This is a genomic window from Methylobacterium nonmethylotrophicum (genome assembly GCF_004745635.1).
In the GTDB taxonomy this organism is placed as follows: Bacteria; Pseudomonadota; Alphaproteobacteria; order Rhizobiales; family Beijerinckiaceae; genus Methylobacterium; species Methylobacterium nonmethylotrophicum.
The window spans coordinates 200,050-218,278 of sequence record NZ_SRLB01000012.1 but is presented as its reverse complement, the minus strand read 5'-3'; the positions used below and the strand labels follow the sequence as shown (position 1 = coordinate 218,278).

At 72.9% G+C, this 18,229-nt stretch carries 17 protein-coding genes; 14 read left to right on the top strand and 3 right to left on the bottom strand.

The genetic code is table 11. The features are described from left to right. The first annotated feature begins 138 nt into the window (after positions 1-138). The 7 genes from EU555_RS18055 to EU555_RS18025 all read left to right on the top strand — a co-directional run bounded on the left by EU555_RS18055 (position 139) and on the right by EU555_RS18025 (position 8,077). Positions 139-2,454, top strand: coding sequence for a sensor histidine kinase NtrY-like (locus tag EU555_RS18055; RefSeq protein ID WP_135416467.1), 2,316 nt, complete (start codon positions 139-141; stop codon positions 2,452-2,454). 140 nt (positions 2,455-2,594) lie between these two features. Continuing rightward, positions 2,595-3,965: a nitrogen assimilation response regulator NtrX gene (gene ntrX, locus EU555_RS18050; RefSeq protein ID WP_135416465.1), complete on the top strand. Its 1,371-nt coding sequence runs from the start codon at positions 2,595-2,597 to the stop codon at positions 3,963-3,965. A 292-nt stretch (positions 3,966-4,257) separates the two neighbouring features. Beyond that, positions 4,258-4,512, top strand: coding sequence for an RNA chaperone Hfq (hfq, locus tag EU555_RS18045; protein ID WP_048429571.1), 255 nt, complete (start codon positions 4,258-4,260; stop codon positions 4,510-4,512). A gap of 263 nt (positions 4,513-4,775) precedes the next feature. Then, positions 4,776-6,161 (top strand): GTPase HflX, encoded by a 1,386-nt coding sequence (gene hflX, locus EU555_RS18040; protein ID WP_135416463.1) that lies wholly within the window; start codon positions 4,776-4,778, stop codon positions 6,159-6,161. A 161-nt stretch (positions 6,162-6,322) separates the two neighbouring features. Further along, positions 6,323-6,667: a hypothetical protein gene (locus EU555_RS18035; protein WP_135416461.1), complete on the top strand. Its 345-nt coding sequence runs from the start codon at positions 6,323-6,325 to the stop codon at positions 6,665-6,667. A 64-nt stretch (positions 6,668-6,731) separates the two neighbouring features. Beyond that, entirely contained in the window at positions 6,732-6,899 is a 168-nt protein-coding gene (locus tag EU555_RS18030) for a hypothetical protein (protein WP_245524351.1), read from the top strand. Positions 6,900-6,916: 17 nt separating this feature from the next. Further along, positions 6,917-8,077 carry an AAA family ATPase gene (locus EU555_RS18025; protein ID WP_342636481.1) on the top strand — a complete coding sequence of 387 codons (1,161 nt, stop codon included), beginning with the start codon at positions 6,917-6,919 and terminating at the stop codon, positions 8,075-8,077. Between the two features lie 104 nt (positions 8,078-8,181). Here the strand turns inward: EU555_RS18025 and EU555_RS18020 are convergent, their stop codons facing one another. Next, positions 8,182-9,444: an MFS transporter gene (locus tag EU555_RS18020; protein ID WP_245524350.1), complete on the bottom strand. Its 1,263-nt coding sequence runs from the start codon at positions 9,442-9,444 to the stop codon at positions 8,182-8,184. A gap of 153 nt (positions 9,445-9,597) precedes the next feature. Here EU555_RS18020 and EU555_RS18015 point away from each other — a divergent pair, with 153 nt between their 5' ends. Continuing rightward, positions 9,598-9,918 (top strand): HigA family addiction module antitoxin, encoded by a 321-nt coding sequence (locus tag EU555_RS18015; protein ID WP_135416457.1) that lies wholly within the window; start codon positions 9,598-9,600, stop codon positions 9,916-9,918. 41 nt (positions 9,919-9,959) lie between these two features. Here EU555_RS18015 and EU555_RS18010 read toward each other — a convergent pair whose 3' ends face one another. Then, entirely contained in the window at positions 9,960-11,003 is a 1,044-nt protein-coding gene (locus tag EU555_RS18010; protein ID WP_135416455.1) for a catalase family peroxidase, read from the bottom strand. 408 nt (positions 11,004-11,411) lie between these two features. Continuing rightward, complete coding sequence (mazG, locus tag EU555_RS18005) at positions 11,412-12,233, bottom strand: nucleoside triphosphate pyrophosphohydrolase (RefSeq protein ID WP_135416453.1); 822 nt, start codon at positions 12,231-12,233, stop codon at positions 11,412-11,414. Between the two features lie 926 nt (positions 12,234-13,159). On the opposite strand from mazG, the gene EU555_RS18000 reads away from it, so the two are divergent. The 6 genes from EU555_RS18000 to EU555_RS17975 all read left to right on the top strand — a co-directional run bounded on the left by EU555_RS18000 (position 13,160) and on the right by EU555_RS17975 (position 18,066). Then, positions 13,160-14,254 carry a replication protein RepA gene (locus EU555_RS18000; RefSeq protein ID WP_135416451.1) on the top strand — a complete coding sequence of 365 codons (1,095 nt, stop codon included), beginning with the start codon at positions 13,160-13,162 and terminating at the stop codon, positions 14,252-14,254. Between the two features lie 542 nt (positions 14,255-14,796). Continuing rightward, positions 14,797-15,312 carry a winged helix-turn-helix domain-containing protein gene (locus tag EU555_RS17995; protein WP_135416449.1) on the top strand — a complete coding sequence of 172 codons (516 nt, stop codon included), beginning with the start codon at positions 14,797-14,799 and terminating at the stop codon, positions 15,310-15,312. Positions 15,313-15,535: 223 nt separating this feature from the next. Next, positions 15,536-15,889 carry a hypothetical protein gene (locus tag EU555_RS17990; RefSeq protein WP_135416447.1) on the top strand — a complete coding sequence of 118 codons (354 nt, stop codon included), beginning with the start codon at positions 15,536-15,538 and terminating at the stop codon, positions 15,887-15,889. Between the two features lie 244 nt (positions 15,890-16,133). Further along, positions 16,134-16,361 carry a hypothetical protein gene (locus tag EU555_RS17985; RefSeq protein WP_135416445.1) on the top strand — a complete coding sequence of 76 codons (228 nt, stop codon included), beginning with the start codon at positions 16,134-16,136 and terminating at the stop codon, positions 16,359-16,361. Beyond that, a complete protein-coding gene (gene dapA, locus EU555_RS17980) occupies positions 16,358-17,272 on the top strand; it encodes a 4-hydroxy-tetrahydrodipicolinate synthase (RefSeq protein ID WP_135416443.1) in 915 nt (304 codons plus the stop codon). The genes EU555_RS17985 and dapA overlap by 4 nt, the downstream gene beginning before the upstream one ends. Then, complete coding sequence (locus EU555_RS17975; protein WP_135416441.1) at positions 17,269-18,066, top strand: 2-keto-4-pentenoate hydratase; 798 nt, start codon at positions 17,269-17,271, stop codon at positions 18,064-18,066. The genes dapA and EU555_RS17975 overlap by 4 nt, the downstream gene beginning before the upstream one ends. The last annotated feature ends 163 nt before the right edge of the window (positions 18,067-18,229 follow it).

The following is an 18,229-nucleotide window of genomic DNA, read 5'->3' as shown; positions in this document are numbered from 1 at the left end:
GACCGGCCGGGGGGCGACGCGGCGAGCCGGAGCGGGCCCGCTCGCCGCCGGCGACCCTGCGCGCGGCCGGCGACACTGATTGCCGCCGCGCCGGCATCCGTATTAATTTCGCCACACTGTAGTGGCCTTGCACCACGGATGCTGTTCACACGACGCCCCCGGGATTCGGCGCTTCCCTCCGGCGCGGCCGGCCCAGGTTCCGGATCGGTCCCGCCCGGATCGACCCGGCCGGGGCCGGTCCCGGACGCCCCGCCGCGGGGTCCGGGCTGGTTCGGCGCCCTGACGGTCATCGTCGCCCTGGCGCTGGCGCTCGCCACCTTCCTGATCCTGGTCGGCGCCACCGCGATCGCGCCGACCCACACGGTGGTGGTGGCGCTGCTGCTCAGCAACGTCGCCCTGGTGCTGCTGCTCGTCGTGGTCATCGCCTGGGAGGCGCGCGTCTTCCTGCGGGCGCGCCGCACCAACGCGGCCGTCGCCCGGCTGCACACCCGCATCGTCGGCCTGTTCAGCCTGATCGCCACCCTGCCGACGGTGCTGCTCGCCGTGGTGGCGTCGATCACCCTGGAGCGCGGCCTGTCGCCCTGGTTCTCGGACCGGATGCGCAACGTCGTGCTGATGTCGGTCGACGTTGCCGACGCCTACCTGACCAACCAGTGCCAGAGCCTGGCCCGCGAGGCCCGCATCCTCTCCGACGACCTCACCCGGGCGCGCCCCGCCTTCGACGTCGAGCGGGCCTGGTTCGAGAGCTTCCTCACCGCCCGGGCCGCCTCGCTCGGCCTGCCGATCGCCCGGATCATGCGCTCGCCGACCGAGACGGTGGCGCGGGCCAATATCGACGTGCTGAAGGACCCGCCGCTGCCCTCGGCCAGCGACTTCGAGGAGGCGGCGAAATCCGCCGACGCCACCTGCCTGCTGCCGCGGGAGGGGCGGGTCTTCGGCACGCTGATGCGGCTGCCGGCCTACGACGACGCCTTCCTGCTGGTCGAGCGCGAGGTGACGCGGCTCGCGGTCGAGTTCCCGGGCGTGTCGCGGGCCGCCGCGACCGAGTTCCTGACCATCGATGCCGGGCGGCGCAGCGTGCAGATCGCCTTCGCGACGATGTTCGCGCTGATCGCGCTGATCGCGCTCCTCTCGGCGGTGTGGTTCGGGCTCAACTTCGCCAACCGCTTCGTGGCGCCGATCCGCCGGCTGATCAACGCCGCCGACCAGGTGGCCTCCGGCAACTACTACGCCCAGGTGCCGTTCCGGAAGACCGAGGGCGACCTGCAGCACCTCGGCGAGAGCTTCAACAAGATGACGCAGGAGCTCAGCCGCCAGCGCGCCACGCTGATCGAGCAGAGCGAGCAGATCGACAGCCGCCGCCGCTTCACCGAGGCGGTGCTGGCCGGGGTGCCGGCCGGCGTCATCGGCGTCGACGGGCGCGGGGTCATCACCATCGCCAATCCGTCCGCCGAGCGCGTGCTCGGGCGCGCCGCGGCGGACCTCGTCGGCAGGCCCCTCGAGGCGGTGATGCCGGAGCTCGGCGCCCTGCCGGGGGATTCCCGCGCGCGCCCGACCCAGCAGCAGATCCAGATCGCCCGCAACGGCCGCGAGCGCACCATCGACGTGCGCACGACGAGCGAGCAGTCGCCGGACGGCGACCGCGGCTACGTCGTCACCCTCGACGACATCACCGACCTTGTCACGGCCCAGCGCACCTCGGCCTGGGCCGACATCGCCCGCCGCATCGCCCACGAGATCAAGAACCCGCTGACCCCGATCCAGCTCTCGGCCGAGCGCATCCGCCGCAAGTACGGGAAGGTGATCACCGCCGACAAGGAGGTGTTCGAGCAGTGCGTCGCCACGATCGTGCGCCAGGTCGACGACATCAAGCGGATGGTGGACGAGTTCTCGTCCTTCGCCCGGATGCCCAAGCCGGCGATCGCCCGCAACGACCTGACCGAGATCGTGAAGCAGAACCTGTTCATGATGCGGGTGGCCCATCCCGACGTGACCTTCACGCTGGAGGAGGGCGACGCCCGCGTCAGCGCCGCCTTCGACACCAGGCTCCTGTCGCAGGCGGTCACCAACATCCTCAAGAACGCCGTCGAGGCGGTGCAGGCGGTGCCGGAAGACACGCGCGGCGAGAGCCTGGTGGCGGTGCGCCTCTACGAGGAGGGCGAGGCCGCCGTGATCGAGATCACCGATACCGGCAAGGGATTTCCGGCCGAAGGGCGCCAGCGGCTGCTCGAACCCTATATGACGACCCGCGAGGGGGGCACCGGCCTCGGATTGGCGATCGTGAGCAAGGTCTTGGAAGAGCACGGCGGCGGCATCGAGCTGAACGACAACCCGCGCGGGCGCGGCGGGCAGGTGCGGATGCGGGTCCTGAGGGAGGTGCGCCGCGACGAGCCGGCGGGCGGCGGCTCGGCCCGGCCGGTGCGGCCGGCGCCCGCGCCGGAGCCCGCCGCGTGAGGGGCCCGGCCCGCCGCCGGGACCGGCACCCGCGACGCCGCCACACGCGTCACCGCCCGATTCGACACAGCCACATGCGACACAGCACGGGGTGCGGGGCCGTCAGGCCTGCCACCCGCATCGCGGGGAGGCCCTGAGCCATGAGCGCCGACATTCTCATCGTCGATGACGAGGCCGACATCCGCGAGCTCGTCGCCGGCATCCTGGACGACGAGGGCCACCGCACCCGCACCGCCGGCTCCTCCGACGAAGCCCTGGCGGCGATCGAGGCGCGCCGTCCCCACCTCGTCTTCCTCGACATCTGGCTCCAGGGCTCGCGCCTCGACGGGCTGCAGGTGCTCGACGTCATCAAGGCCCAGGCGCCCGACCTGCCGGTGGTGATGATCTCGGGCCACGGCAACATCGAGACCGCGGTCTCGGCGATCAAGGCGGGCGCCTACGACTTCATCGAGAAGCCGTTCAAGGCCGACCGGCTGATCCTGGTGGCCGAGCGGGCGCTCGAGGCCTCGCGGCTCAAGCGCGAGGTGCGCGACCTCAAGGCCCGCTCCGGCCAGGCGAGCCGGATCGTCGGCGCGTCCGTCGCCGCCAACCAGCTGCGCCAGACCGTCGAGCGGGTGGCGCCCACCAACGCCCGGGTGATGATCTCGGGGGCGCCCGGCTCCGGCAAGGAGCTCTCGGCCCGCACCATCCACGCCGCCTCCTCGCGGGCGAGCGGGCCCTTCGTGGTGATCAACGCCGCCACGATCACGCCCGAGACGATGGAGGCCGAGCTGTTCGGGGTCGAGGCCCAGGACGGCCGCCCGCGCCGGGTCGGGGCGCTGGAGGAGGCCCATGGCGGCAGCCTCTACATCGACGAGGTCGCGGACATGCCGCGCGAGACCCAGAACCGCATCCTGCGGGTCCTCGTCGACCAGAACTTCCAGCGCGTCGGCGGCACCACCCGGGTCCATGTCGACGTGCGGATCATCTCGTCCTCGTCCCGCGACCTCGCCGAGGAGATCGCCGGCGGCCGCTTCCGCGAGGACCTCTTCCACCGCCTGAGCGTGGTGCCGATCCGGGTGCCGTCGCTCGCCGAGCGGCGCGAGGACGTGCCGGAGCTGATTTCGTTCTTCATGGAGCAGATCTCGGCCGCCACCGGCCTGCCGCAGCGGCGCATCGCCGCCGACGCCATGGCGGTGCTGCAGTCGCACGACTGGCCCGGCAACGTCCGGCAGCTGCGCAACAACGTCGAGCGGCTGATGATCCTGACGCAGGGCGACCCCGAGACCGAGGTCACGACCGAGATGCTGCCGAGCGAGGTCGGCGCGCTCGTGCCCACCACCCCGAGCGGCGCCGGCGGCGAGAAGCTGATGAGCCTGGCGCTCCGCGAGGCCCGCGAGATCTTCGAGCGCGAGTACCTGGTGGCGCAGATCGCCCGCTTCTCCGGCAACATCTCCCGCACCGCCGAGTTCATCGGCATGGAGCGCTCGGCCCTGCACCGCAAGCTCAAGTCGCTCGGCATCGGCGCGTGAGGCGGGTCGTCGCGGGCAGGAGACCGGGGCCCGGCATTTGAGGGTGCCAAGCGCGGGGCTCGTCTGCTAGACGGGGCTGTGGCCGGGACGCGACAGGATCGCGGGCACGGCCGGACGCGGCAGGTTTCGCGGCCCGGGGATCCCCCCGCGGCCAGTCTGCCCTTGCGCCCGGGCGAGCTTCACCGTGTAATGGGGCGGCCGGTTCCCGGGGCGGCGCGCCGCGCCTCCCGCAGCACAACAACACGGACCGACCCGTCAACAGGACTGGCAGCGGGTTCAAAGGACAAGAAGAATGGCGGGCGAACGCGCTCAGAATCTGCAGGACACCTTCCTCAATCACGTTCGCAAGAACAAGATTCCGTTGACGATCTTCCTGGTCAACGGCGTGAAGTTGCAGGGTGTCGTGACCTGGTTCGACAACTTCTGCGTGCTTCTGCGGCGCGACGGGCACTCGCAGCTCGTCTACAAGCACGCGATCTCGACGATCATGCCGGGCCATCCCGTGCAATTGTTCGAGCAGGGCGAGGAGGGGGCCGAGAAGGCCTGATTCGGCCGAACGCGCGACGCATCCGCCCGCGCGGCTCCCAGACCTGCGGGATCCAGGCCCGCACCCATGCCAGTGTCCAGGCCGCCCAGAGCGGCCTGTTTTTCCAGCGGCCTGCTTTTGGCGGCCTGCTGCTGAGCCTGTCTTTTGACGGCCGGGACCGCGATTCCCGGGCCGGGCGCGCGTCCCGCCGCTTGATTCTCGCACACCCTCATCCAACCTCTGTCCGATGGACTCCCGGATCTGCGGGAGCAGCCGGAGACACGATGGAACCGCGGACACCGGGCGAGATCCGCCTGCAGCGCCAGGCCGAGCCGGAGGCCGCGATCGCGGCCGAGACCCGCACGCTGGTGATCGGCCCCTACCAGACCCGGCGCGATGCCGGCGAGCCCCGCCCGCCGGTCGCCCGCCTCGACGAGGCGGTGGGCCTGGCCGCCGCGATCGAGCTCGACGTGGCCGACAGGCTCCTCGTCGCCATCCAGCAGATCCGGCCCTCGACCTATCTCGGCAAGGGCCGGGTCGAGGAGATCGGCGGGCGCATCGAGGCGGAAGGGATCCGCCTCGTGGTGATGGATTGCGCGCTCTCGCCGGTGCAGCAGCGCAACCTGGAAAAGGCGTGGGGCGTCAAGGTCATCGACCGCACCGGCCTGATCCTGGAGATCTTCGGGCGCCGCGCCTCGACCCGCGAGGGCACGCTGCAGGTCGAGCACGCGCATCTCGCCTACCAGCGCAGCCGGCTCGTGCGCTCCTGGACCCACCTCGAGCGCCAGCGCGGCGGCTTCGGCTTCCTCGGCGGCCCGGGCGAGACCCAGATCGAGGCCGACCGGCGGATGATCCAGGAGCGGATGACCCGGATCGAGCGCGAGCTCGAGACCGTCACCCGCACCCGCGGCCTGCACCGCCGCTCCCGGCGCCGGGTGCCGTACCCGATCGTGGCGCTCGTCGGCTACACCAATGCCGGCAAGTCGACCCTGTTCAACCGCCTGACCCAGGCCGAGGTGCTGGCGGAGAACATGCTGTTCGCCACCCTCGACCCGACCGCCCGGGCGATCAAGCTGCCGCACGGCGAGACCGCGATCCTGTCCGACACCGTCGGCTTCATCTCGGACCTGCCCACCATGCTGATCGCCGCCTTCCGGGCGACGCTCGAGGACGTGATCGAGGCCGACATCCTGCTCCACGTCCGGGACATCGCCCACGAGGACGCGGAGGCGCAGGGCGCCGACGTCGCGCAGGTGCTCGCCGAGCTCGGCATCGCGCCCGATGCCGGCCGCATCATCGAGGTCTGGAACAAGGCCGACCTCCTCGACGAGGCGGAGCGCGAGCGCCTGCTCAACCTGAGCCGGCCGAACGGCGACGGGACGAAGGCGGCGCCCAAGCCGGTCCTGATCTCGGCGCTGACCGGCGAGGGCATGGACCGCCTGATGGCCCGGATCGAGGCCCGCATCGCCGAGAGCCGCACGAGCTTCGCGGTGATCCTGGAGCCGGCGCAGGGCGCGGAGCTGCACTGGCTCTACGAGAACGCGGAGGTCCTCGACCGCCGCGAGGACGCCGCCGGCGCGCTGCATCTGGTGGTCCGGGTCGCGCCCGAGAAGGAGCCGCGCTTCCTCAACCGGTTCGGGGCGGCGCGGCGGTTGCGGGGGAGCGCGTAGGCCTCCCGGGCGGTCGCGATGGGTCGCCCTCTAGCCTGCCGGACGACGTTCGAGTGTCGGACGGCGAACGAAATTCCTGTTTTGTGAACGTGACGCGCGTAAGCTCGCGATCGTACGGTGGCGATGTCCATCGCCACCGATTCGGGGAACGAGCACCGCGCATGACCATCCTCGGCCAATGGCCGCTCATGATCGTCACGGCGGGACTGTGCGTGAGTGCCGGCGCCTGCAGCTTCCTCACGAGGATGGAAGGCATCTCCGCGAGCGGCCGGCCGCTCTCGGGCTGCCTCGATGGCTCGTGGATCACGTTCAAGGCGAAAGACGGCCTCGAATGTCGCGGTTCGTACAAGCATGGATTCTCTGGCGGCGAAGGCAGCGTGCGCTGCTCCGACGGCAGGACCGGGACCTTCTCGATGGCATCAACCCAATCGCTTCTCGGCCCGGGTCACAGCAAAGGACGCGGCGAAGGGATGATCGGCGATGAAAGGTTCGCATTCACCTACTGATCCGATGTCCTGTGCGCGACGCGGTGAAGGAGAGTCGCAGTTCCGCGATCTCGACGGCGTCCTGGTGACCATCCCCGTCACGACCGGCGACGGCGACGCGATCCCCGCCGGAACCGAGGGCACGATCGTCGGCATCTGGCGCGACGGCGCCGCCTGCGAGGTCGAATTCGCTCAGCCGCCCGGCGCCCTGGCCACGGTGGCGGCGGACGGTCTCACCCTCGTCGTGCCCTGAGGCGACGGCGAGCGCCCGTGCCCATCCACCGCCTCGCCGTCTCCGGCTACCGCTCCCTGCGCGACCTCGTCCTCGGCCTCGACCGGCTGACGGTGGTGACGGGGGCGAACGGCAGCGGCAAGTCGAGCCTCTACCGTGCGCTTCGGCTCCTCGCCGAGGTTGCGCAGGGGCGGGCAATCCCGTCGCTCGCGCACGAAGGCGGCTTCTCCTCGGCCCTGTGGGCGGGGCCGGAGACGTTCGGGCGCCAGGTCCTGTCCGGCGCCCGGCGGGTCGAGGGCACGGTGCGGCGCAATCCCGTAGAGCTGAAGCTCGGCTTCTCGGACGACGATTACGGCTACGCCATCGCGCTCGGCCTGCCGGCGCCGTCCGACGCGGGTACGTTCTTCTCGCACGATCCCGAGATCAAGGCGGAGTCCGTCTGGACCGGGCCGCTCATCGGGCGAGCGAACGTCTTCGCCGAGCGCCGCGGGCCCCTGCTGCGCCTGCGCGACGGTACCGGCACCTGGACCGAGGCCCTGCGCGATCTGCCCGCCTTCGACAGCCTGATGACCCACGGCGCCGATCCCCGCGACGCCCTCGAGGTGCTGGTGCTCCGCGAGCGGATGCGGGCCTGGCGCTTCTACGACCATTTCCGCACCGACCGGGACGCGCCGGCCCGCCGGCCGCAGATCGGCACCCGCACGCCGGTGCTGGCCGGTGACGGCGCCGACGTCGCGGCGGCGATCCGGACCATCATCGAGATCGGCGACCGCGACGCCCTCGAGGAGACCATCGCGGAGGCCTTCCCGGGCTCGACCCTGTCGGCCGCGAGCAGCGACGGCAGCTTCTCCCTCGAACTGCGCCAGCACGGGCTCCTGCGCCCGTTGCGCGGGGCCGAGCTCTCGGACGGGACCCTGCGCTACATCCTGCTGGCGGCAGCGCTCCTGTCGCCGCGCCCGCCCGACCTGATGGTCCTCAACGAGCCCGAGACCAGCCTGCACGCCGACCTCTTGGCGCCGCTCGCCGGCCTGATCGCGCGGGCCTCGGAGACGACGCAGGTCCTGGTGGTGTCGCACGCCGCGGCCCTGGTGGCGGCCTTGGAGCGGCAGGGCGCCGCCCGCGTCACCCTCGAGAAGCGGCTGGGCGAGACCCTGGCCCCCGACCACGACCCGCCGTCCTGGTCTTGGCCGAAGCGGTAGAGTTCTTCCGAAGCCGGCTCGACTGGTTTCCTTCTCCCACCCTCGACCTCATCCTGAGGTGGAGCGTGGGAGGCAGAGGATGCTCCCGATGCCAGGCCCCGACGTCACGCCGCCAGGGCCTCGAATCGACGCTCCCGCAGATGCGCGGTCATCCGGCGCCGGACCAGGCAGAACGCGCCCGAGACACCTAAGCAGTAGACGCCCATCCCGGTCACGATCCCGGTGAAGGGCACGCCGGCATCGATGAGCAGGCCCGACAGGCCGGGGCCCAGCGCCGTGCCGAGCACCATGATCGCCACGATGGCGCCGCGGATCGCCCCGAGATGGCGGGTGCCGTAGACCTCCGGCCAGAGGGCGCCGAACAGGGTGAGCGAGATCCCGTCGGTGACGCCGTAGAGCAGCATGAAGGCGAAGGCGGCCCACGGCGCCCCGACCCCGCCGAGGATCAGGCAGGCGAGCCCGAACGGCACCAGGTAGACAGGCAGCAGCGCCAGAGCCGAGAACCGGTCGACGAGGCGGCCGGCCACCAGCAGGAAAACGAGGGTCGCGGCCGCGTAGGGCGGGAAGGCGGCGGCCAGCACCTCCGGCGGCCAGCCCCGGCTCTCGGCGAGGTGCACCTGGTGGAAGAAGATCGTGTTGCTGATGAAGGAGGGCGGCAGCATCGCCAGCAGCAGCCCGTAGAGATACGGGTCGGCGAGGGCCTGGGCGCGCGTCGCCGACCGCCCGCTCTCGCCCGGGCCTGCGGGATCCGTCGCCGCCGGCACGCGTTCGCGCCGCACGAGGTGCCGGGCCAGCGGCAGGGCGACGAGGACGAGGAGCATGGCGATCCCGAGCCAGGCGCCGCGCCAGCCGAGGAGTGAGGTCGCCGCCACGAAGGCGAGGGGCAGGCAGGCCTGGCCGGCATTGAGCCCGGTCGCCGCGAGCGACACCGCCCGCCCGCGCTCGGCCGAGAACCAGCGCCCGAGGAGCGTGTAGGCGGTCTGGAGCATCAGCCCCTGGCCGGCGAGGCGGAGCAGGAAGAGGCTCGGGGCGAGGACCAGGAGGTTCTGGCTTACGCCGAGTCCGGCGGCGCCGGCCGCCAGGAGGCCGGCCGCGAGGCTCACCACCCGCGACGCCGGCCAGCGGTCGAGCAGGCCGCCGAGCCCCGCCAGCGCCGCCGCCGAGGCCAGGGTGACGCCGGCATAGAGCGTCCCGAACGCCCCGTCCGACAGCCCGAATTCCCGCCGGATCGCCCCGCCCGACAGCGCGACCACGAAGGTCTGGCCGAAGCAGCCACAGAACAGGAGCAGGAACCCCGCCGCGAGCCAGCGGGCATTGGCCTTGAGGAAGGGGGTCATGGCGGTGGAGTAGCGGTGTGAGGTGAGCACGGCAACGGCGGTCTCCCGGGCCGGGAGAGATCGTGCGATCCTGTCAAACTCACCGGGTCCGCGCCTCCGCTGCGCGGCCCCGGAATGACGCTGCGGATGTCAGTTCTGTCGAGCCTGTCGAGCGATCGACATCAATCGTGACGGGAGCGCCCCATGGCGATCGAACTGGAAACCGACGACCTGCTCCCGCCGCTCCATCCAGGGGAGATCTTACGCCAGGAATTCACGGTGCCGCTCGCGCTCACCGCTTACGCCGTCGCCAAGGCCTGCGGCGTGCCGCGTACGCGGATCGAGCGGATCGTGCGGGAGGAGACACCGGTGACGGCCGACACGGCGCTTCGGCTCGGGCGCTGTTTCGGCATGAACCCGCAGGTGTGGATCAACCTCCAGGGCGATCACGACCTGCGGTGTGCGCAGCGGCGGATCGGGGCCGCGATCGATCGCATCCGGCCCCCGGCGCGGGAGGCGGCGTAGAGGAAACGCGCGGCCCGGGCGAACCCGGGCCGCGCTCCCGCTCACTGCGAGCGGCGCCCGAACGAGATCGCGTAGGCCTGCACCCGAGCGTCGATCAGCGGGTCGTCCGAGACCTCGACGCCGTCCGGCAGGTTGTTGGGCATGAACAGGAGCGCCTTCTCGGCGCTCTCGCTGTCGGGCACCGCCTGGGTCAGGGTCAGGGTGCCGAGATCGACGAGGCGGCGGTCCTCCGGCCAGGGGATCGTCGAGTCCTTGGTCGCGTCGCCGGCCTGCGCGATCTGGGCGAGCACCCGGAACGCGACCGGGCCCTGGGCGAGGCGGGCCGGCATCTCCTCGAGGAGGTAGTTCGGGCCCTTGGCCTTGGCGTCCTCGGCGCTCAGGAGCTCCTCGCCGGCCACCGGCACGATGCGGTAGCGGAAGGGATTGCGCTTTCCGGCGGCGTCCACCAGCACGAAGGCGTTGACGCCGTTGTAGGTCTGGCGGCCGAAGCTCGACGGGGTCTTGGCGGTGGCCAGCGCCTTCGGGGCCGCCGGGTGCGCCGCCATGAACTGCTCGACCGGGGTGGGCTTCTGTGCGTCCGGGCCGCTCCGGGTGATCGCCACCAGGAGATCGCGGAATTCCTCGCCGGTCGCCACGGGGAAGAACTTCAGGGAGTTCGTGACGACGTCCATCTCGGAGCCGTCGGCGGGCTTGAACTTGATCGCCAGGCCGTGCGGGTTGGCGTCGGGCGCGCCGTCCGGGATCTGCGGCACGCCGGTCGAGTCGGAGAAGCGCGCCGTCACCGGCACCGCGGCGCCGGAGAAGACGCTCGCCTTGCTCAAGGAAGCGGCCTCCTTCGAGGCGGTGAAGCGGCCCTCCACCACCACGCCCTTGGCGTGGTTCGAGCGCTTGCCCGGGTGGTCGCCGAAGATCTTGGTCATCGTGGCGATGGTCTGCTCGGCCGTGGACGCGGCGTCCTGGGGCGGGGCGCCCTGCGCCGAAGCGGGCGCGGCGGCGGCGAGCAGCGCGGCGCCGAGGAGCGCGCACCCGCTCAGGGAGCGCCGGACCTTGGTCTGGACCTGGGTCTGGATTCTGGCGTGGGTCATCGTCGGTCATCCCCTGGTACGAGATCCGATCGACCGCTGTTCCGGCGATCACGGCGTGATCGCTGTTCCGGCGATCACACGGTGATCGCTGGTCGGCGATCACGCGGCGATCGCTCTTGCGATGCGGATTTCGGCTTCGCTCACACGCCGCGCCGGCCCGTGACACCGATTCGGCCGACACGAGGGTGACACCGGAATTCGATTGCGCGCAAGCGATCTGCCGTTCAAACTTTTGTCAGGGCACGGTCCGCCGGTCGGCTCACGGTCGCTTGTGCATGAAGGTGCAAGGCTCCGGCACGCCCCCGGCGAGCAGGCAGAGCCCGGAACCCCGCCGGTGACGGCGTAGCCGAGGGGTTTCGACGTCGACGGCCGGGTCGGATCGGCCGCCCCCTCATCGGTGCGCCGCCCTCAGCCCTCGCGCCGCTTCACCGCGGCCCAGGCCGCCTCCATGGCGGCGAGCCCGGCTTCCGGCAGGGTGCGGCCGTCCTTCGTCACCTCCGCCTCCATCGCGGAGAAGCGGCGCTGGAACTTCCGGTTCGCCCGCCGCAGGGCCTCCTCCGGATCGACGCCCGCGTGGCGGGCGAGGTTGGCGACCGAGAACAAGAGGTCGCCGATCTCCTCGGCCACCGCCTCCGGGCCCTCGCCGGCCAGCGCCTGCGCCACCTCGTCGGTCTCCTCCCGCACCTTGGCGATCACCTCCGCGGCGTCCGGCCAGTCGAAGCCGACCGAGGCCGCCTTGCGGGAGATTTTTTCCGCCCGGGAGAGGGCGGGGAGCGCGAGCGGCACGCCGGACAGAGTGCCCTGCGGCGCGCTCCGGCCGGTCCCGGCCTGCGCGGCGCGCCTCGCCTTCTCGGCGCGCTCCTGCGCCTTGATCGCCGCCCATTGCGCGTTCACCGCGGCCTGATCCAGGTCGCGGGCGTCGCCGAAGATGTGGGGATGGCGGCGCACCATCTTGTCGGCGATGGCGGTGGCCACGTCGTCGAACCCGAAGGCGCCGGCCTCCTCGGCGATCCGGGCCTGGAACACGACCTGGAACAGCAGGTCGCCGAGCTCGTCGCGCAGGTCCTCGGGGTCGCCGCGCTCGACCGCGTCGGCGACCTCGTAAGCCTCCTCGATCGTGTAGGGGACGATGCTGGCATGGCTCTGCGCCAGATCCCAGGGACAGCCGTCTTGCGGGTCGCGCAGGCGCGCCATGATCCCGAGGAGCCGCGCGATCGGGGTGGTGCTCATGTCCGGCCGTTCCGCCCGCGCCGCGTCCGCCGGCGCCTCAGGCCCGCTCATAGGCGCCGCCACGGTCGCGGGAAAGCTCCCGTCCTGGCAGGGCAGGGGCCTGATATTCCTCGTTTATTCCCTATATTCCAGAACTCTGGCGATTGTATCCAATCCGCCCCGGATGTGCGGCCCTTCGTTCTTCAAAACGAACGTCCTCTCGGCCTATAGGTGACTTATCAGTCATGGATTCTCAGAGAGTCAGTTATGTGGATTATATGGAGAGGCGAGTTCCCTCGTTCTGACAAGGGTTTGCGGGGTGCTTGCGCATACGGTTCTGCGTGGACCGGCATACGACTCTGCGGGGACGCGCATCGGATTCTGCGGGGATTCCGGGGGTTCGCGCATCGGATTCGGCGTGGCCGCGCATCGGATTCGGCGATCATGCGCCGCCAAGCCCTCGGAATCCGGCCGGTTTCGGATCGCCCCGGCGTATCGGACTCTGCGCGGCCGGCCGGCCCGCGAAACGGCCCCGTATCGAACTCTGCGCCGATCCGCCCACCGGCTTTCCCCCGGCCCGTCCGCGCCTCGCCCACAGGCCCGGTCCCGGACCGGCCACAGGCCTGTCGCCGGGCGGCCCACAGGGCCGTGCACAGGCCGCCCACAGCCGCGAGCGGGGGAGGGCGGTCCCGTGGCGGGCGCTGGCTCTGGCGGTCCTCCTGGCGCTCCGTGCCGGCCTCGCGCCGGTGGCAGGCCCGGACACCGGCGCGGGATAACCGGCGGGATAACGGGCGGGAAAACGGGGATGAGTCGTGGGAATCTTGGGATAACCCGCCCCGGCCCCGGAATCCCGGGAGCGGAATCGTGCATGAAGGCTTGAGGCATCATCCGGGCCCGCCGCGGGCGGGGCGCGTCACCGCCTCAAGCGTCAGGCAAGTTCTTCGGGCATGAGCATCGAGGCCAAGATCGCGGCGATCCACGACGAGGACCTCCTGGCCGAGCTGGAGGCGGCCCGGGGCGGCTTCCTGTTCGGGGTCATCGTCGAGCACATCGCCCACCGCCAGGCCCTGCGCGACGCCGAGCGGGCGGAGGCCGGCCGCCGGCAGGAGACCCGCGCCGCGATGGGGCGCGACCAGCGCCGGCGCGACGCGGTCCGGATGGTGATCGAGGCCGAGCCGGTCACGCCCGACACGATCCAGCACATCCATTCCGTGCTGGCGCTCTGCGGGCTGCCCTACCGCGACCCCGGCGAGGAGCGGGAATTCTTCCGGGAATACGGCCGCAACACGCTCAGCATCCTGGCCGGGCGGCTCAAGAACCCGGCGACCGGCCAGATGGAGCTGCAGGGCCTGCCCTACGGCCCCAAGGCCCGGCTGGTGCTGCTGCATCTCTGCACCGAGGCGGTGCGCCAGCGCAGCCCGACGATCGAGGTCGCCGACAGCCTGTCGGGCTTCATGCGCGAGATGGGCTTCGCCGTCACCGGCGGCGAGCGCGGCACCATCCGCCAGTTCAAGGAGCAGCTGCATCGCCTGGCCGCCTGCACGATGCAGATCGGCCTCTGGGACGGGCAGTCGCGCTCCTCGACCCTCACCATGCCGCCGTTCCGCCAGCTCGACCTCTGGCGCGGCGGCGGCCAGGACGGCCTCGCCTGGTCGAAGACGGTGCAGTTCCACCAGGATTTCTACGACAACCTGGTCCAGCACGCCCTGCCGGTCGACATCCGGGCCGCCCGCGCCTTCTCGGGCTCGGCGCGCAAGCTCGACCTGCTGTTCTGGATCGGCTACCGCCTGCGCAGCCTGCAGCGCCCCTTGCGCCTGAGCTGGGACACGGTCCATCGGCAGTTCGGCGCCGACAATGCCTCCCTGCGGAGCTTCCGCCAGGCGTTCAAGGCCGACGTCGCCCACGTCAAGGAGGTCTTCCCGAAGCTGCCGATCAGCCTCGACGAGGCCGGCCTGCAGCTGATGCCGACCGACCCCGGCGCCCTCCTGGTGCCGCCGAAGCCCGCCCGCCGCAAGGCGGCCGCCGGGGCCGGGGCGGCCTGAGGGGAGGGCGCCCGCACCGCCGACCGGCCGCGCCGTCCAGGGTTCTCCGCCCCCGCGCCCCGGAACCAGGAGGGTCGTCGAGAATGGCATGTTTTACCGATGGAATGTTTCGCATTCATTCCATGGCCGCCGAAAGTGGGCCCGGGGCGCCGCATCCGTTTTCCCGACAAAATTGAAGCCTCAGGCGCATTCCGGGGTGGCGCACCGGGGCGCGGAGTGCCGCAGGCAGGCCCGGACAGCGGGTGAGAGGCGGATGAGGCGACACGAGGTTCGACCGATCCCTGTGAGGCCGTCGTTCTGGATCCCGGGCTCCGCTGCGCGGCCTTGGGATGACCGGGAGGGTACGGGAGCCGTCGGACACCGCGAACGGACCGGCACCGACCCGCCACAGGTGAGGGACGATCACCCGACGGCCGCCGCGCGGTGGAATGCGCACGGAATGGACGAGATCGGGCTTGCACTCTGACGGAGCATTCCTATTCTCGACAATCCGGCGTCAACGGAATGGATGCCGGGAATATGGACTATTCCAAGGGGGCGGCATGTTCCTGTCGGAAGCGGAGACGGAGGCCCGGCTGGACGACCTGCGGCGCCAGCGCGCCGCCCTCGACCGGGCCATCGCCGAGCACGAGCTCTACCTCGATCTCGGCCGGCGCCTCGCCCGGCCGGGTCAGGCCCCCGTCGCCGAACCGGCCCGGACCGCCCCGGGGGAGCCGCCGCGCCCGGATCCGGCGTCGCGGGCCTGGTCCGAGCCTCCGCAGGAGGAGCCCGCCGCGGAGCCCGTGCCGGTCCGGCCCCGGGTCGATCCGCCCGCGCCCGCCGGCGCCGCCGCGCGCCGGGAGGGCCGCCGGCTGATCGCGGCGGCCGAGGAGATCCTGGCCGGGGCCGGGCGGCCGATGCACGCCGCCGAGATCTGGGAGCGGCTCGCCGCCCGCGGCCTGACCCTGCCGGGCCACGATCCCGTCGCCGCCCTCAACACCCGGCTGTGGAAGCGGGCGCAAGGCAGCGGCAGCGTGTTTCGCCGCCTCGGCGACGCGGTCTACGGGCTCGCCTCCTGATCCCGGCACCGATGCGAACAGCCGATCTGTCAGGTTCTGGGCGATGCTGCTTGCGCATCGACCCATTCAGCCTTTGACTTGGACCTCCCGCGCCGCGTTCCCCAGGCTCCCGTCCCGAAAGGCTCTTGCCCAGAGACCCCTGCCTGAACATCGCCCGCGGGAGGGCTGGGCGCGGACGAGAACGCCGTCGCGGCCCATCGCGGTCCGCCCGGGAGGGAGCACGATGAGCGCAGACCTCGGCCTCGCGGCCGCGAAGCGGGTCCCGATCGTGTCGGGCGTGCCGCTCCCGATGGCGACCGCCGCTCTCCGCAGGGTCACCAGGGGCAGGGGCATCGGGGCGCTCGGCCGGGCGGTGGTCTCGGACACCGCGCCGAGGGAGGCGGGGGGTCGGGGCGGCGGGCTGTCCGACACCGTCGGCGACCTCGCCTGCATCGCCGCGCCGCTCGCCGTCGGGGCGACCGTGCAGCAGACCGGCGCGAACGGTGGCGCCCCGGTCTTTGCCGGCCTCGACGCCCCGGCGGGCCTGTGCGACCTCGTGGCGGTCGGCGAGAGCCGCCGGGTCGCGCTGCGGCCCTGACCGCCATGCCGGGCCGCGGCCTGATCCGCCTCCTCGTCGGTCTCGTCCTCGCCCTCGCGGTCCTCCGCGGGGGCATCGCCGTGCTGTCGCGCGCGCAAGCCCTGCAGGCGAAGCCCAGAGCCCTGCGGGCAAAATCCCACGGGTTCCTTATGCCGGCGCCGCACCGGCCGCCTCGATCCTTGACGGCGCCCGGGACACCTTGAGGGGGCGGCCACGGGATGGCCGCGCGAACCCCATTCCCCCGATGTCCCACCTGGACGCCACCCGGCCGGCCCCGGCCCGTCTCCCCCTCGCCTTCCTGGTCGGCCAGAGCCCCGAGGGCCACTGGCTCGCCGTCGAGACCCACGGCCTCGGCGGCGGGATCTTCCGCACCTGCCGCGACGCCCTGCATTACGCCGCCGGCGAGACCGGCCGCCGGCCCGACGCGGTGCGCCTCGCCAGCGCGCCCCTCTCCCTGGCCCTCGTCCGGTGACCGGGGCGCAATCCCGCCGCCTCGGCGGCGCGCTCACCGCCCTCGTCACGCCGTTCGCGGCGGGCGGGACCCGCCTCGACGAGCGGGCCCTGGGCGACCTCGTCGCCTGGCAGGTCGGGCAGGGCACCGAAGGCCTGGTGGTCGGCGGCCCCACCGGCGAGGGGCCGACCCTGACGGAGCAGGAGCGCGACCGCGCTCTCCGGGTCGTCCTCGAGGCGGCAGGGGGCCGGGTGCCGGTGATCGCCGCGGCCGGCAGCAACTGCACCCGCACGGCCATCGGCCTGACCCGGGCGGCGGCCCTCGCCGGGGCCGACGCCGCCCTGATGGTCACGCCCTCCTACAACCGGCCGATGCAGGAGGGCCTCTACCGGCATTGCGCGGCGATCGCCGGGGCGGTCGCCCTGCCGCTCCTCCTCCACGCGGACCCGGCCCGCACCGGGATCGAGTGCCGGCCCGAGACCCTCGCGCGCCTCGCCGCCCTGCCGGGGATCGTCGGCCTCGTGGACGCGACCGGCGACCTCGCCCGGCTCGGGCTCGCCGAGCAGGCGGCGGGCCCCGGCTTCCGGCTCCTCTCCGGCGACGACGCCACCGCTGCGGCCCATGCGGCGATGGGCGGGCAGGGCTGCGTCTCGGTCGTCGCCAACCTGGCCCCGGGGCCCTGCGCCGCCCTGCAGCGCGCCGCCCGGGCCGGCGACCACGCCGGCGCCCGGGCGATCCAGGCCCGGCTGAGGCCGCTCGTCGCGGCGCTCGCCCGCGAGAGCGATCCGGGCCCGGTCAAGCTCGCCCTCGCGCTCCTGCGCCCCGGCTGCGCCCCGGACCTGCGCCTGCCCCTGGTGCGGCCGCGGCCGGAGACCGAGGCGGCGATCGCGGCGGCTCTGGCGCTCCTCGATCCCCGCGCGGTGGCCGCATGACCGAGGCGCGCGTGATGGCCCTCGGCCGCGCCCTCGCCGCTTCGCGCCGCGCCGGCACGGCGGTCGAGCCGGGCCTCCTCGACCCGCTGCCCGAGGGCCTGCGCGACGACCCGGCGGCGGCCGAGGCGGTGCAGGCCGAGGCCGTGCTCGCCTGCGGCGAGGCGGTTCGGGGCACGGTGCTCTGCGCCACCGCGCGGCGCACCGCCCGCCTGCTCGCCTGCCCGGGCCCGGTCCACGCCCCGCTCCTGGCCTCCTCGCTCCGCGAGGACGGTGCCGTTGTCCGGACCTCCCGCTTCGTGCTCGGGGTCGGGGCGCAGTACCTGGCCGTGCTCGGGCGTCCCTTCCCGGGGGAGAACGAGGATCCGGGCGACCCCGCGGCGCTCGCCGGGGCGATCCTGTCCTGGCGTATCGGCCTGCAGGTGCTGGCCCGGCGCCTGCCCGATTGCGTGCCGCTCGGCCCCTGGAGCGCGACGGCGGATTTCGGGCTCGACGCGGCGGAGCTGCGCGGGGCCGCGATCCCGGCCCGGGCCGAGGCCGACCTCGCCGACGCCCCCGTGACCCTGCGCCTCGACGGCCACGCGGTGGCGCGAGGGTCCGGGGCCGAGATCCTGGAGGCCCACCCCCTCGCCGCCGTCGCCTGGCTCGCCCGCGCCCTCGACCGCGTGGGCCGCGGCCTCGAGGCCGGCGACGTGGTCGCCACGGGCAGCTGCACCGGGCTGATCCGGATCCGGCCGGGGCAGCGGGTCGAGGCGGAGTTCGGGGCCTTCGGGCAGGTGGGGCTGGAGGTGGCGTGAGGGCCGTCGGCGATCGGCGTCGCCGCGGATCAGCCGGGCGCGTCCGTCCCCGGGGCACCGGCCGCGTCGTCGCGCCGCCAGCCGCGGACGTCCGGCGGCCCGCCCGGTCCACCGCCGTGCCGCACCCCCCGCATGCGGCCGGAGGATGCCGCCGGACCGGCCC